General features: G+C 36.9%; 10 protein-coding genes. 1 reads left to right on the top strand and 9 read right to left on the bottom strand.

Annotation, left to right across the window (positions count from 1 at the left end; genetic code table 11):
- Positions 1-252: 252 nt before the first annotated feature.
- A complete protein-coding gene (locus EPU_RS14155; RefSeq protein WP_242650837.1) occupies positions 253-1,404 on the top strand; it encodes a flavin reductase family protein in 1,152 nt (383 codons plus the stop codon).
- An 18-nt stretch (positions 1,405-1,422) separates the two neighbouring features.
- On the opposite strand, the gene EPU_RS11200 is transcribed toward EPU_RS14155, so the two are convergent.
- From EPU_RS11200 to EPU_RS01820, 9 genes are all read right to left on the bottom strand, one after another.
- Positions 1,423-1,860: a peptidoglycan-binding domain-containing protein gene (locus tag EPU_RS11200; RefSeq protein WP_010166244.1), complete on the bottom strand. Its 438-nt coding sequence runs from the start codon at positions 1,858-1,860 to the stop codon at positions 1,423-1,425.
- A gap of 239 nt (positions 1,861-2,099) precedes the next feature.
- The gene (locus tag EPU_RS11195) at positions 2,100-2,636 is read right to left on the bottom strand and encodes an N-acetylmuramoyl-L-alanine amidase (RefSeq protein ID WP_010166243.1); all 537 of its coding nucleotides are present in this window, start codon (positions 2,634-2,636) and stop codon (positions 2,100-2,102) included.
- Positions 2,636-2,809, bottom strand: a complete 174-nt coding sequence (locus EPU_RS13495) for a hypothetical protein (protein ID WP_010166242.1) — start codon at positions 2,807-2,809, stop codon at positions 2,636-2,638. Before EPU_RS13495 ends, EPU_RS11195 begins: the two co-directional genes overlap by 1 nt.
- Positions 2,810-2,812: 3 nt before the next feature.
- Complete coding sequence (locus EPU_RS01850; RefSeq protein ID WP_010166241.1) at positions 2,813-3,142, bottom strand: hypothetical protein; 330 nt, start codon at positions 3,140-3,142, stop codon at positions 2,813-2,815.
- A 29-nt stretch (positions 3,143-3,171) separates the two neighbouring features.
- Positions 3,172-9,735, bottom strand: a complete 6,564-nt coding sequence (locus EPU_RS14450; RefSeq protein WP_052296439.1) for a peptidase G2 autoproteolytic cleavage domain-containing protein — start codon at positions 9,733-9,735, stop codon at positions 3,172-3,174.
- Positions 9,736-9,756: 21 nt separating this feature from the next.
- Positions 9,757-9,945 (bottom strand): hypothetical protein, encoded by a 189-nt coding sequence (locus EPU_RS01835; RefSeq protein WP_010166238.1) that lies wholly within the window; start codon positions 9,943-9,945, stop codon positions 9,757-9,759.
- An 86-nt stretch (positions 9,946-10,031) separates the two neighbouring features.
- Complete coding sequence (locus EPU_RS01830) at positions 10,032-11,072, bottom strand: hypothetical protein (RefSeq protein ID WP_010166236.1); 1,041 nt, start codon at positions 11,070-11,072, stop codon at positions 10,032-10,034.
- Positions 11,065-12,579: a hypothetical protein gene (locus EPU_RS01825; protein WP_010166234.1), complete on the bottom strand. Its 1,515-nt coding sequence runs from the start codon at positions 12,577-12,579 to the stop codon at positions 11,065-11,067. Before EPU_RS01825 ends, EPU_RS01830 begins: the two co-directional genes overlap by 8 nt.
- Before the next feature lies 1 nt (position 12,580).
- Complete coding sequence (locus tag EPU_RS01820; RefSeq protein WP_010166232.1) at positions 12,581-16,780, bottom strand: phage tail tape measure protein; 4,200 nt, start codon at positions 16,778-16,780, stop codon at positions 12,581-12,583.
- Between the last annotated feature and the right edge of the window lie 116 nt (positions 16,781-16,896).

Here is a 16,896-nt window from a genome sequence, read left to right as displayed (position 1 = left end):
CATAAAAAATGTAAAATTTAGCGTTAGAATATAATCATTTAGACGTAGTATTAAAAAATTCTTCATCATTAGTATTTAACACTTTCATCTGCAGATCAAAATCTAAATGTTTCATTCATAATAAAATTATATGAAATTAAATTACTTGCACAGTATATCATATTAAATTTATATTGTCAATCTGTATCAAATAAATAAATGAATATTTTTTATTCTTATGCTAATAATTTTATTAAAGGAGATGTGATATATATGAAAAAATCTGTAGGACCAAATACTTTTTTATTCAACACGCCAACTGTTGTAGTTGGGACATACGATGAAAATGATCAACCAAACATGATGACCGCTGCCTGGGCTGGAATTGTCAACTCTAAGCCTCCTATGATTTCGGTCTCACTACGCAAAGCCACATATACCTATAATTCAATTTTACAAAAAAAAGCATTTACCGTTGCTATTCCAAAGAGCAGCCAAGTTGTAGAAGTTGACTATTTGGGAGTCAAATCCGGTAGAGATGAAGACAAAATTGATTCTATTCACTATACCGCAAAACGCAGTAATGTTGTTGATGCTCCTTATTGCGATGAGTTTCCCGTAATTTTAGAATGCAAATTATTTAACAGCCAAGAACTCGGATTGCATACAATGTTTATTGGTGAGGTTATAGATGTAAAAATAGATGAATCGGCTTTGACCAATGCCAATACACCAGACCTCAGCCAAATCCAACCGTTCTCATATTCACCCGGTGCAAATGAATATCATGCGCAAGGCTCTTTTATTGGCAATGCACATAGTATTTGGAAAACTTTACAAGAAGATGCTTCAAATGAAAACCAACCAGCATATCCGCACAAAAATATTGGTGCTGTTGTCGGTCTATACCCCACCCCTGTTACTATCGTGGGTACTGTTATCGAGGGCAAGGTCAACTGGATCAATATTGCTCATATAGGCATCGTCGGCCATGACTGCATACTTCTTAGTATTAATCAATCTCATTATTCAAATCATGGCATCATCATTAATGAAACTCTTTCTATAAATATGGTCTCTGAAGAAATACTCATATGGGCCGATTACGTCGGCATGTATTCTGGAGCCAAAACAGATAAATCCACAGTTTTTGAATATTATGATGGAGAACTCAAGCATGCACCTTTAATCACAAAGTCTCCTATTGCCATGGAATGCGAGCTAATTGACACTTATGCTACTGAACATCACGACAACTTTATCGTACGTCCTGTTAACACATATGTYCAYACAGATTGCCTTACTATAGATGGCAAAATTGATTACGAAAAAGTTCGACCAATTCTATTTGAGATGCCAAATCAACAATATTTAAACCTCGGCAAAGTTATTAGAAAATGTGGTCAAAAATATAAAACAGAATAAAACAAATAATGTGGCAACTTACATCAATGATGCTATTTGAGTAACTGCCACATATATCTCTGATAGTTTATACCATGTTGCTTTGCCTACAACACCATCTGGCGCTAGGTAAAAAACTTTTTGGAATACTTTTATCGCTTCTTCTGTTTTTTCACCAAATACACCATTAGACGGTACTTTTGGTATTAGCGGATAACTTTGTGAAATACGATTTAGCTGCTCTTGAATTGTTCTTACTGCTGCGCCCTCGTTGCCTATTTTGATGCTATATCCTGGGAAAGACTCCGGATTTCCATAGACTGCTTTTGCCTCTTTGAACTCAATATTTTTATAAAAGTATCTGAGAATTTCTTCTGCACTTAACCCGTCTCTACCCAGTTTCTCACTCCCCCATTGTGTCATCCACAGCAAATATGTACGACGAAATAAGTATAACTTAGCAATAGCAAAATTCATTATAGCTGCTCCATAATTATCACTTATAGATCATGTTCGCGTCAAGGCTTCAATAATTTTTGCTGTACCAAATACCCCTTTATTATGAGTTACTTGAGCATAAGCAACTATCGAATTAATTCCAATAGCTGAACAAATATAAAAACAAACCGATGCATGCGCTATAAAAGTTTTAGTTGCTTTTTTTTAATAGCCCAATCTTTCATTTTTTCTATCGAAACAGTAGGAGTAGAGGCAATTTAAAATTCATCTACAACAGGTAATAATTCGTAATGATTAATTATTGTATCAGCAATAGCTTTTGTAACATTTATTTTATTAGTTAATAAACTTTGTATATCAGCCAAATTATTAATAAAACAATATTCAATCAATATCGCTGACATTCGAGTACTATTTAGCACATATAAATCTTTTCTTTGTTTCGCTCCTCTATTTCTCAATTTTAGCACATCAGCAATAATCGTGCTTAATTTTGCAGCTAGGGTGACATTATCATAATAAAGCACTTCAACCCCGGTTGCTACATTTTTTGCACTATTAATATGCAGACTTATAAATAAATCAGCATCGGTAGCATTCGCTTTCCTACAACGATCTCCCAAAGCTAATGTTACTTGATTAGTAGATCGACTTAAATAAATTTGAATACCTCTTTGCTCTAGCTCATTTTTTAGTAAATTAGCAAGTTCTGTTACAAGTACTGCTTCGTGATAACCACAACCAATGGCGCCAGGATCCCTACCACCATGACCTGCATCTAAAAAAATTTTCATTATTTAATCTCCTTTTTACTCGTCGCAATTTTGGTTCCTTGCATAGCAGCAATAATTGCTGTAATTAGTTCTTGCTTTAAATCATTGGCAGTCACCGCAAAATAATAGGCAAGACCAATAATTGATAATAAAATTACATATTGATAAATTTGATAAACCTTGTCATCTGCCATATTTTAAACCGTCCCGAAATAAAGAGTAATCATCGAACTAATAAGAATTGTTATGCCGCCTAATAATCCGGCAACAATATATTTAACTGCGTGTTCCTTCACGTTTTCAAGCATCTCTTGGGGTCTATTATCTATTTGCGAAAATCGTTCTTTAAAGTTTCCAACATCTTTTACAATATGTGTAAAACTTTCTCCTAGAATTACTATAGTCTCGTGAATATCATCAATCTTTTGTCCCATATTTTCTTGGACTTTCTCGATGATTTCTACTCGTGCGGCTGTAGCCTTTTCCACTCCGTATAATTCTATAAGCATATTGTCTTGTTTGTCCACTCTTACCCCTCCTTTAATACAAAAGACCATTAAACTATAACTACTTTAATTACATTGTTTTTGCCTATCTCTATAACTTTAAACTTAGTTTTTGTTTCAGACTTCGTTGCAAATCCTTGATTATTTGGGAAACAATAATCATCTAGTTCGCAACTACCATCACTCTTAACATACAATTTACCTACCATTCCTACTGGATCAAATTCTTTACGATCCTCTCTTGAAACATAATCCATCGAGTTATCCCAATTTTCATTAATTATCGGACCATAATAACTTGTTTCCACTTCTTTTTCTTCTTTCTCATTTGTCTGTGGATTAAATATGACTTTCAATTCAGTCATTGTTTGATTAGCATATTTGATACGACCAAAATCATCAGTAACATATTTACCTTTCCATCTATCCGCATAATCATCACCAATAACAGAAGCAGTCGAAGAAATAATTCCCAATATATAATCATCTGTTTCAGTTGCTATACGTATTTTTCCTTTTGATAAAGTTACAAACAATCCTACTCTGTCTTCGTTATTTGGATTTTCATCAGCCCATTCAAAATATTCTGCATAGTCTGCTCCAGATGAGGAATATGATCCATCTGCATAAGTTTTCCCGTTAAATAGAACTTTAAAAGCATTTCCGGGGGAATTCTCATCTACCCCATTACCGATTATTAGAGCTTCACCATCTGCATTATAATCTGACAACGATTGTGTAGAAGCTATATTAGCTCTACCTATAACATGTCCACAATAATTTGACGCAGTTGTGCTATATCCTGCTACATGACTATAATTACCCGAAGCGGTTGTGCCAGATCCTTCTGCATGACTACACGAACCCGAAGCGGTTGTGTTATATCCTTCTGCATGACTACCAGTACCCGAAGCGGTTGTGCCAGATCCTTCTGAATGACTATGAGAACCCGAAGCGGTTGTGTTATATCCTTCTGCATGACTACACGAACTCGAAGCGGTTGTGTTATATCCTTCTGCATGACTACACGAATTCGAAGCGGTTGTGTTCCGTCCTTCTGCATGACTATAATTACCCGAAGCTTCATTAGTGGTAGAATTAAATATTGTAGACAAATCACCAGTTCCTTCTTTTCCAACTCCTGAACCACCTGGACCTGCTGGACCTATATCACCTTTTGGTCCTTGTAAACCTTGTTCTCCTGTATCACCTTTTGGTCCCTGTGCACCTGTATCTCCTGTATCACCTTTTGGTCCTTGTAAACCTTGTTCTCCTGTATCTCCTTTTGGTCCTTGTAAACCTTGTTCTCCTGTATCTCCTTTTGGTCCTTGTAAACCTTGTTCTCCTATATCWCCTTTTGGTCCYTGTAAACCTTGTTCTCCTGTATCACCTTTTGGTCCCTGTGCACCTGTATCTCCTATGTCTCCTTTTGGTCCCTGTGCACCTGTATCTCCTATATCACCTTTTGGTCCCTGTGCACCTGTATCTCCTATGTCTCCTTTTGGTCCCTGTGCACCTGTATCTCCTATATCWCCTTTTGGTCCCTGTGCACCTGTATCTCCTATGTCTCCTTTTGGTCCCTTATCACCTTTCGGACCTGCTGGGCCTAGCAAACCTCTATTACCTTGCAAACCTTGTGGACCTATATCTCCTTTTAGTCCTTGTTCACCTGTATCCCCTTTTGGTCCCACTGGACCTTGCGTTCCAATAGCTTTAGAAAAATTAGTAATAAATACAAAGGCAGTATTCCCTTTTACAAACAAATTTGCATTATTGGCATCATTAGGATCAATAGTATTAATTAGGACAAACTCACCTATACTAACTTCTACATTAACATAATCTGCATTCATTTGCTCAACTGACAGATAAATTTTCTTAATCTTAAACGGGTTACCTGTGTCTCCTTTTGGACCTTTTGGACCCATTTCTCCTGTATCCCCTTTTGGACCTTGGATTCCTGTTGTATCAGATAAAATAGTAACAAATGTAAATCCAATATTTCCTTTAATAAATAATTTTGCATTATCTTCATGACTGGGATCTGAGGTTAGTATAATAGCAAATTCACCCATATTTACCGATCTATTTACATAATCTCCATTCATTTGCTCAATAGACTGATAAATTTTCTTAATCTTAAACGGTTCACCAAGATCACCTTTATTACCTTGTAAACCTCGTGGTCCTGTTTCTCCAGTATCACCCTTAGGACCCATTTCTCCTTGYGGYCCTTGTAAACCTTGTGGTCCTGTTTCTCCAGCATCACCCTTAGGACCCATTTCTCCTTGYGGCCCTTGTAAACCTTGTGGTCCTGTTTCTCCAGCATCACCCTTAGGACCCATTTCTCCTTGCGGCCCTTGYAAACCTTGTRGTCCTGTTTCTCCAGCATCACCCTTAGGACCYATTTCTCCTTGYGGCCCTTGCAAACCTTGTGGTCCTGTTTCTCCAGCATCACCCTTAGGACCCATTTCTCCTTGYGGCCCTTGYAAACCTTGTGGTCCTGTTTCTCCAGCATCACCCTTAGGACCCATTTCTCCTTGTGGCCCCTGAATGCCTTGATCTCCATTATTTCCAGAGCTAGGAGACAAACATACTTTAACTTCGGTATTACTTAATACCTCCATTATGTACATACTACTTCTCTCAGCAGAATTTACAGCAAGTCCATCGTTATTACTTAAACAATACTTACCCGCAACACAAGTTCCATTTTGTTTCACTGTTGCAATACCCAACATTGCAATTTTGGCACATTTTTGTCCCACATTATCAAGTGCATTTCCTGTTATCATTGCAGTATCAACCACAACTCCAAAAATATCAGTTGAAGAAGTCGATTTTACTAACTTATTATTTTGCAATGAGACTATTAACCCTAATCTATTTTCATTATTTGGATTACCATCRGCCCACTCAAAATAATTAGCGATAGCAGAATATTTTGAATTATACCCACCAGCAAAAGTATCTCCATTAAACAAAACTTTGAATGCATTACTTCTTGCTTGTTCTGTTCCGTTACCAATAACAAAAGCTTCTCCATTCAATGCATATTCCTCAGCCGATTTAGTAGATTCTATATTGTACATTCCTATAGCAGTACTAGCAAAATTATGGGCAACTGTACCTAAATTTTGACTATGACTTGCAACGCCTGAAGCTGTTGTATTTTTACCTTGGCTATAAGAATACATCGCTAAAGCCTTTGTRTTATAACCAAAACTATTAGAATAGTTAGCCTTAGCCAATGTATTAAAACCTTGACTAAAAGAATTTTCGCCCTCTGCAATAGTCTCACAACCAAAACTAGCACTATAAGATCCCATACTAACTGTATTATAACCAAAACTGCTACTAGCTAAGCCGAGTGCAGTCGTGTCAAAACCTGTTGCAAAAGCATATTGATTACTTGCAGTAGTGCTTTTACCAAATGCACTAGAATAATCTGAAGTAGCTGTAGTATCTCGCCCTTGACTGAAACTTGATTCACCACTTGATAAACAATTTTGACCAGAACTAAAACTATACTTTCCACTCGCTTCAGTATTATAACCGTGACTACTACTAGCCTCTGCACTTGCAATTGTACTCATACCTGTTGCGAAAGCACAATTACCTGTTGCTTTGTTTCTTAAAATCCCTTCATAAGAGTTAAAAATCTCACCTTTATTATTTCCGCCTCCAAAATCAATTTCACCAACTCCTTTACCAGGATCACCTTTAGGACCTTGAATTCCAGCTACTCTTGACAAATTCGTCACAAAACTAAATCCGTTAATACTTTTAATAAATAATTTTGCATTATCTGCATCAGTTGGATCCACAGTATTTATCATAACTAATTCTCCAAGTGCAACATTATTATTTGAAAAATCAGCATTCATTTGCTCAGCAGTTAGATAAATTGCTTTAATTTTAAACGGCTCTCCCTGATCTCCGCGTAAACCTTGTTCACCTTGTGGTCCGACTTCGCCTTGTGGTCCTTCTTTCCCTACTGTTTCTGATAATTTAACAATAAAACTAAAATCACTAGTACTTTTTATAAATAGCTTTGAATGGTCTGGATTCAACTGATCCACGCAATCTATAACAACAAATTCTCCTATTTCAACATCTTTATTAACATAATCAGCATTCATTTGTTCTATAGTTTTGTACATTTTCTTAATTTTAAATGACTCTCCAGCAATCCCCTGTGGTCCGATTTCACCTTGTATACCTTGTGGCCCTGTTTCTCCAGTATCACCCTTAGGACCCGTTTCTCCTTGTGGACCTTGTAAACCTTGTAGACCAACCTCACCTTTTTCACCCTGTGGTCCTATTTCTCCAATATCACCTTTAGGACCCATTTCTCCTTGCGGTCCTTGTATACCTTGTGGCCCTGTTTCTCCAGTATCACCCTTAGGACCCGTTTCTCCTTGTGGACCTTGTAAACCTTGTAGGCCAACCTCACCTTTCTCACCCTGTGGTCCTGTTTCTCCAATATCACCTTTAGGACCCATTTCTCCTTGCGGTCCTTGTATACCTTGTGGCCCAACCTCACCTTTTTCACCCTTTGGTCCGATTTCACCTTGTATACCTTGTGGTCCGATTAATCCACTATCTCCTTTATCGCCTTTATCTCCTTTATTACCCTGGTCACCTTTTATACCTTGGTCACCCTTTTCGCCAGGATCACCTTTGTCTCCTTTATCACCTTTATTACCCTGATCACCTTTTATACCTTGGTCACCCTTTTCGCCAGGATCACCTTTATCTCCTTTATCACCTTTATTACCCTGATCACCTTTTATACCTTGGTCACCCTTTTCGCCGGGATCGCCTTTATCTCCTTGATCACCTTTATTACCCTGATCACCTTTTATACCTTGGTCACCCTTTTCGCCAGGATCACCTTTGTCTCCTTTATCACCCTGATCACCTTTTATACCTTGGTCACCCTTTTCACCAGGATCGCCTTTATCTCCTTGATCACCTTTATTACCCTGATCACCTTTTACACCTTGATCTCCCTTAGCTCCGGATTCACCTTTTGGACCTTGTGTCCCTACTTCTCCCTGTGGTCCTGCTGGTCCTACTTCTCCCTGTGGGCCTACTGGTCCTACTTCTCCCTGTGGTCCTGCTGGTCCTACTTCTCCCTGTGGTCCTACTGATCCTACTTCTCCCTGTGGTCCTACTGATCCTACTTCTCCCTGTGGTCCTACTGGGCCTATTTCTCCCTGTGGGCCTACTGGTCCTACTTCTCCCTGTGGTCCTGCTGGTCCTACTTCTCCCTGTGGTCCTACTGGGCCTATTTCTCCCTGTGGGCCTACTGGTCCTACTTCTCCCTGTGGTCCTGCTGGTCCTACTTCTCCCTGTGGTCCTGCTGGTCCTACTTCTCCCTGTGGTCCTGCTGGTCCTACTTCTCCCTGTGGGCCTACTGGTCCTACTTCTCCCTGTGGTCCTACTGATCCTACTTCTCCCTGTGGTCCTGCTGGTCCTACTTCTCCCTGTGGGCCTGCTTGTCCTATTTCTCCCTGTGGTCCTGCTGGGCCTGCTGGTCCTACTTCTCCTTTTGGACCTTGAATACCAGTTCCACCAGATAAATCAGTGATAAACATAAAGCTAGTGCTACCTTTAACAAACAACTTCGCATCATCAACATCATTAGAGTTAACTGTATTTATAATAACAAATTCACCTAGTTTAACATTTTCACTATCATAGTCTTCATTCATTTGTTTCACGGATTCATAAATCTTTTTAATCTTAAATGGTTCTCCGGCATCACCTTTTTCTCCTTGAATACCTTGATCGCCTTTTTTACCCTGTGGACCCGCTATACCTTGTGGACCTTGTGGACCTTGTGGGCCCTGATCACCCTTCGAACCAACTGCCCCAGCATCRCCTTTATCGCCTTTATCACCTTTTGGACCTGCTGAACCTATCTCACCTTGTAGTCCAGGGTCACCTTTTGGACCAACTGCTCCATCTTCACCTTTCAAACCTTGTGGTCCTTGAATACCAGTTCCACCAGATAAATCAGTAATAAACATAAAATTAGTATTGCCTTTTATAAACAATTTTGAATTATCTGCATCATTTATATCCAGAGTGTTTATGATAACAAATGAACCTATTTCAATTGTGTTATTAACATAATCTGCATTCATTTGCTTCACAGATTCATAAATTTTTTTAATTTTAAACGGCTTCCCCGCATCACCTTTATCTCCTTTAGGACCCGTTTCACCTTGTGGTCCTTGGTCACCTTTTATACCTTGGTCACCTTTATCTCCTTTAGGACCCACTTCACCTTGTGGTCCTTGGTCACCTTTTGTACCTTGGTCACCTTTATCTCCTTTGTCCCCCTGATCACCTTTATCTCCTTGATCACCTTTTATACCTTGGTCACCTTTATCTCCTTTGTCCCCTTGATCACCTTTATCTCCTTGATCACCTTTTATACCTTGGTCACCTTTATCTCCTTTAGGACCTGGTATTTCAGCATTCTCACTGATCTGCTTTTTTAAATGCAAGTCATTTTCTAATAACTGCCCATAAACTTGATTAAATGATTCAGCATAATGCTTATCTCCTGCTTGAAGTTCTATAACTTTTTCATGAAACATAAATAAATCCCCCTTCTTATCTTAAATAGCCCCAATACATAAATATTGATTATTATCTACTAAAAAAGCAACAACGTCACCCACTTCTAATTCTAATTCAATAGCATTTTTTAACTTTGTATATTCAGCTTCACTGGGTTCACTTTCACCATGAAACTTTACCTTAATCTTTTTACCGACTTCCACTACAGTAGCATATTTAATTTTCAAATTTTTTCCTCCTTTTTGGTATAAAAATGCAAAAGTTGGTCATAATAATTCATGCGCAACAATCTTTTTAGGTAAGAAAACATTGGTTAATTTAAATCAATAACTTGCTGTAATGTATGTGACATCACTCCACCTGTTGAACATTCTATACTATATTCAGTTTCTATAAAGTTACCTTGAATGCCATTTAAATTCAAATAAACTATATTATAGTCTGTATGACATGGATTTATCGCGGTTTTAATATTTACTATGTGATATGCATTCGAAATCTCACTAGCTTGTTTTTTGCATAAATCAACCAATGTTGAAACATCCGGTGCATCTGTTACTGCTTCTACATGAACATTTATTGGTCGATTAAATGTCGAAATAGGTGATTGAGGATTTGCATTCTCCCATCTACCTATTAATTCAGAACTCTCTGGATTATTAACGTATTTGATGAATACATTTGGCAAATCAAACATGTCTAAATCACTTATTACATCTTCGTATATTATTGAATTTTCATCCGATTCATCATATATGATTTCCACTGGTTTGTCTTGTGGCAGGATAAAGGGCTCTGCATAGTAATCGCCCATTACGTCCATGCAAATAGAGCGATAATTTATAGAAGCTAATAAATCATTAATGATAGTAATATAGCTGGTTCCAATTTCCCATTCTCTTTGTACCGAAGTATTTTTATTTTTGTTTTTGGCGGTAAATTTTACATTTGAGATGACCTCTTGAACCATTCTTGTTACTTGACTTATAACATTTGTACCCTTTTCTAGCACATAACGTTTTGTTGTCTTATATGCCTGCAAATACCAAAGTGTGCTATAACAAGTAATTGTTGTTTCAAATAAATGAGGACTTATAATGTGTTTTGGAGTTGCTATTAAGTAGCTCCCTAAAATACTTTCCTCATTATCTAATACATGAGTAATTCTAATTAAATTATTGATATTAATTTGTTCGTCTATTAAACCAAGATCTGAGAACCTAATATCGAAACTCGATTTAAGCGTTGAAAGTGCATCATGAGTAATACTTGCACTTTCAACGTTTTTCAATTCTTTAATAACCTGCCTTTTTTTATCTAGAAGATGATATTTAAAATATTCTACTTTATTCATGAGATTCCTCTTTCACCTCTGTTTCAACATAAGATAACTTAACCGTATGCCACCAAGGATTTGCATAATTATCAGAAATTAAAGTTACATACGCTGACAACTTCTTTCCTCTGTTATCACGAATCCAACAAAGCTTACCAGCATCAATAATCTTAATTAAATTTTCCGCGTCTTTGTCCACAAGATGTGCAGTAATAACACCCGTCTCATACATTAATCCATTAGTATAAACTACTGGCAACTTAGAACCTGCAAATTTCTTTATTACCTGAGTTGTTATCTTATTTGTATCCACACTCGAATGATTCAAAGGAATACTAGTGTCACTCTCAACATCAGTCAAAGTCAAAAGAGGTAACTTGATCATAATAGATACCGGCATTGACTCCGCATAAGAATTATCAGAATAAACATACCGTCCTTTGTAAGTAGAATAGCCATTCATCGGAGTATTATCAGTAAATTCTCCCTCTTCTGGCAATCCATCTGAAATTTGTATCCATTTACTTTCCTCTTTTCTAAAAAGTTGCATACGCGAAAAAACTCCATCTGCATCCTCTAAATCTTCTCCAGCCTTAATCCAAGAAATTAACACTTGAACTTGTTCACCCATCCCCGAAGAAGCAAGTCTTAATGCCGGAGCTGGCATCAAAGGAAATATAACTTCAAAAGAATGTGATGCATAATTAGACCAAATACTATACTTATTTTGAATAGCAAGCTCAATCGTATAACTACGATTATTAATAAAAATATAATCTATATTATATGTCATCTCTTCAGATGGACGCGTAACATCTTCAAATATTTCCCCATTACTTGATACCCTAACTTTAAAAGCTTTTTGATCTTCTTGAGTATCCCACTTTAAGCTAATTTTTGAGGTGGCATAGACATCTTCAACTTCCAGTAAAGTAGGTGCTAAAGGGGCTCCAAACCCTTCAAAGGTAACTGATTTAGATACAAATACGGTTTTATCTTGACCACTAGGATTATTCCATACAGTTAAGGTAATCGTATTTATACCTGCAATACAAGTATTCGGAGGAAGAGTCAAACTTCTATCAATTGTACCACTATAAATCTTCTTTCCTATCTTCAACTCCCATTCAGTTACAAACTCATTCGTTGCAAAAGTAATTAAAATAGGTTGTTCAATATTTTGATTAATATTGGATGGCTCTAAAGAAGTAATAACAGGCATATTAGCAACAGATAAATTAATTTTTTCTATATATGCATTTTCTTCTGCAGGCTCTGTATTCATCATAAAGGGTATAATTTTAAAAGTATTTAGACCTAATTTTAAGAATTTTGGCTTAGGGGTATACACAGTATTTGAAGTTTCTGCAATTGGATAAGTCATATTATTGATGTATAATCGATACATATTCGCATTAGCTGACTCCCATTGCATTTCAATAGACTCATCTTTATTCGTCGAAGACAAAGAAAAACTAGTTATCATTGGTATATTTTGGATCACATTGACTTCTTTTGTTGACATTCTATCCTCTCCTTGCTGCTGTTTTTAAGCCATTTGGCAATGCATCAACTCGCTGAATTAACTGAGATAAAAGCTCCTCAATTCTCGAATTGTCGACAATCATATTATTATTTTGATTAACCGTATTATTTACGGAAGCTTTATTATAAGAATTAGCTTCCTCTTTAGTCAAAACTCTCTCTCCTTCATGCAGCTCTGCAATATATCCATCAAAAGGTACATAAGACAAACCACTTTTATGAGAGCCATTGGTTTTCATCTTTTTTTCACTCTTTTCCCAAAAACGAAGCTTATCTAATAACCAATCTGTTTTGTCACTGACCCATGAAACCACTTTTCTAAAACTATCATACATATATCCAACTTTGTCACATACATTCTGAATGCCTGAGGTTAGACTTTTAAATAAATTTCCTAATTCTTTCCATAAAAGTGCACTAATCTCTTTACCATCTTTGGCTAAAACATCAAAAAAGCTTGATACCAGATTTACAAAATTGGATACAAGAGGTTCCAAAAATTCAAACAATCCTTTACCAGCTTCCCATAATTCAGAGAACATGTTAGCTCCAATTTCGCCTAAAAAATCAAATAAAGATGCAATAGAATCAACGCAACCAGATGCAAAAGACTTAAGAAGTTCAAATAATTCTTTGCCGGATTCCCATAACCCCGAAAAGATCTTATCGCCATGCCCTCCTAAAAAATCAAAGACGGCTACAATAGCATTGACACAGGCTGTAGCAAAAGGTTCAAGAAGTTCAAATAATTCTTTACCAGCTTCCCACAATCCTGCAAAGATTTTATCGCCAGTTTCACCTAAAAATCCCAATAAAGCTGCAATGGCATCTATACAAATGTTTGCAATAGCTTCCAATCGTTCAAAGAATGACTCTGCAATTTCTCGTAGCTTAGAAAATATTGCATCAGCATGTTCTCCGAAGAAATCAAACAATGCCACCATCGCATCTATACAGATATTTGCAATAGCTTCTACTCGTTCGAAGAATGACTCTGCTATTTCTCGTAGCTTCGAAAATATTGCATCAGCATGTTCTCTGAAGAAATCAAACAATGCCACCATCGCATCTATACAAGCAGTTGCAATAGCTTCCACCCGTTCGAAGAATGACTCTGCTATTTCTCGTAGTTTCGAAAATATTGCATCAGCATGTTCTCCGAAGAAATCAAACAATGCCACCATCGCATCTATACAGATATTTGCAATAGCTTCCACCCGTTCGAAGAATGACTCTGCTATTTCTCGTAGTTTCGAAAATATTGCATCAGCATGTTCTCTGAAGAAATCAAACAATGCCACCATCGCATCTATACAGATATTTGCAATAGCTTCCACCCGTTCGAAGAATGACTCTGCTATTTCTCGTAGCTTCGAAAATATTGCATCAGCATGTTCTCTGAAGAAATCAAACAATGCCACCATCGCATCTATACAGATATTTGCAATAGCTTCCACCCGTTCGAAGAATGACTCTGCTATTTCTCGTAGTTTCGAAAATATTGCATCAGCATGTTCTCTAAAGAAATCAAACAATGCCACCATCGCATCTATACAGATATTTGCAATAGCTTCCACCCGTTCGAAGAATGACTCTGCTATTTCTCGTAGTTTCGAAAATATTGCATCAGCATGTTCTCTAAAGAAATCAAACAATGCCACCATCGCATCTATACAGATATTTGCAATAGCTTCTACTCGTTCGAAGAATGACTCTGCTATTTCTCGTAGCTTCGAAAATATTGCATCAGCATGTTCTCTGAAGAAATCAAACAATGCCACCATCGCATCTATACAGATATTTGCAATAGCTTCTACTCGTTCGAAGAATGACTCGGCTATTTCTCGTAGTTTCGAAAATATTGCATCAGCATGTTCTCTGAAGAAATCAAACAATGCCACCATCGCATCTATACAAACAGTTGCAATAGCTTCCACCCGTTCGAAGAATGACTCTGCTATTTCTCGTAGTTTCGAAAATATTGCATCAGCATGTTCTCTGAAGAAATCAAACAATGCCACCATCGCATCTATACAGATATTTGCAATAGATTGAATGAACTCAAATATTGACTTGGCACTCTCCCATACAGCTGTAAAAGTACTTATTGCATTTTCTAAAAACGAAGCAAAACCTGCTATGATGGCATCTATACAAACATCTGCAATAGATTGAATAAACTCAAATATTGATTTAGCACTCTCCCATACAGCTGTAAAAGTACTTATTGCATTTTCTAAAAACGAAGCAAAACCTGCTATAACAGCATTTATACAAACATCTGCAATAGATTGAATAAACTCAAATATTGATTTAGCACTCTCCCATACAGCTGTAAAAGTACTTATTGCATTTTCTAAAAACAAAGCAAAACCTGCTATAACAGCATTTATACAAACATCTGCAGTAGATTCAATGAACTCGAATATTGACTTAGCACTCTCCCATACAGCTGTAAAAACGCTAATAACAAACTCTTTGACTTTATTAAAACCTTCAATAAAATTATCTATAAAAGCCTCAATAATAGGAGCTGCTTGTGTTATAAAATCGATGATCACAGGCATAATTGCATTAAAAACTTCAATAACTTTAAGCAATATCTCTCCAAACACTTCAAACAGAAAATTTTGAACCTTTAAAAATCCTGCAATAATATCTTGAACCAAATCGCTTACAACAGGCATAATATTACTTACTAGCGTATTAACAATTGGCATAATCGCATCAAAAAACGCTTTAATATTTTCCCAAGCCTCAGAAAAAGCTGCAGAGAATTTTTCCTTCAACTGTGAAATCACAAGCGTAAAGTTCTCAATAAAACTATTAATAATATTTCTAGTACCTTCCATAAAATCCATAACTACCGGAGTAATACCATTAAAAGTATCTTCAAATTTTTCTCCAAGACTTTTTACAACATCAATAATACCTAAGACAAAAGATGACACGCTTCCAAAAACATCAGATGCTACTTGCTTAATTGGACCTAACAGCTCTATAAAACCAACTATAGCTGACTCTGCTTTGTTAAAAACTCCTTCAACAAATTTTTCAATCTCAGGAGCTTTCTCATGAAGATAATTTACCATTTTCTCTAACACAGGCAATAATAATTCTCCAATAGGAATTAATACTGAAGTCTCAATAATACGTTGAAGACCCGAAAAAGCAGACCCAATAGAATCATACTTTTGAGTCATATCCTCCATTGCAGTACCAGTCTTACTGATACCTCCTTCAGTATTTAAAAGCGCCAATGCAGCATCACGCCCCATATCCTCAAACATCGTACCCATAAGCTGAACACCTATTTGATTTTGCGCTAACGGATCTTCAATAGCCATTAATTGCGCAACAATAGTATCCATGGCTATTGCAGCAGCATCTCCACCCTTCATAAGCTCCTGCTGGAGAGCCACACCAGCTTCCTGAGTATTTCCCAAAAAAGCTAAAACATGCTCATCACTCATTTCAGTTAATAATCTAAGAGACATTTCTTTGATAGAATCGCCCATTTTGTCAATATCATATACACCAACTTTTGCCGCATTAGACATCATGTTAAATGAATCTTCTGCAGTATATCCTAATTGAGAGAAGAACTCTGAATACTCATTCATAGAATCTGCAAGATTTTGATTCTTATCAAGACCATTTTGTGCTCCTTGAGCTAACAATTCAAAAGCCTCATCAGATGTAACTCCGAACTTTTTCATCATAATATCTACTGCATTAACTGACGCATTTACATCCATCTCAAAAACTTCAGATAACTTCATCGCACTTTTAGTGGCATCTTCTAAAGCAATGCCACTTAGCCCCGTTTGAGATTCAACAGTCCCCATAACAGTAGCGATCTCTTCGAAACTTTCACCCAAGTTAGCATTATAAATATTTTTTATTGATGAAGAAAAGCCCTCCATCTCTTCATTGGTAGCACCTGTTTGATTTTGCAGCTTTGTCATGGCTCCACTTAGCTCATCTGCAGCAGAAACACCCTTTACAACCCCTGCTCCAACTCCAGCTACAATCGCTCCACCAACTGCCATTGCCGCTGTCCCTAGCGCATTAAACCCCTTTGCAACTTTCCCAGCAATTTCCGTTGTAGATTCTAAAGCTTTATTCGCCTTATCATTATCTACGAAAATTTCACCAAATATCTGAAATATACTGGCCATTACGCTCGACCTCCTTTTCTAAAAGAGTTTTTTTAAATCCGATAAAATATCCATAACTTCTTCTTGTGTTGGAATGTCTACGGCTTTAAATCTCCTCTCGAAATCGGTAAAGCTCT

Source organism: Candidatus Epulonipiscium viviparus (genome assembly GCF_000171335.1).
GTDB classification, from domain to species: Bacteria; Bacillota; Clostridia; order Lachnospirales; family Cellulosilyticaceae; genus Epulonipiscioides; species Epulonipiscioides viviparus.
Note: the sequence above shows the minus strand (reverse complement) of the source record. Positions and strands in the feature narration are given on the sequence as shown.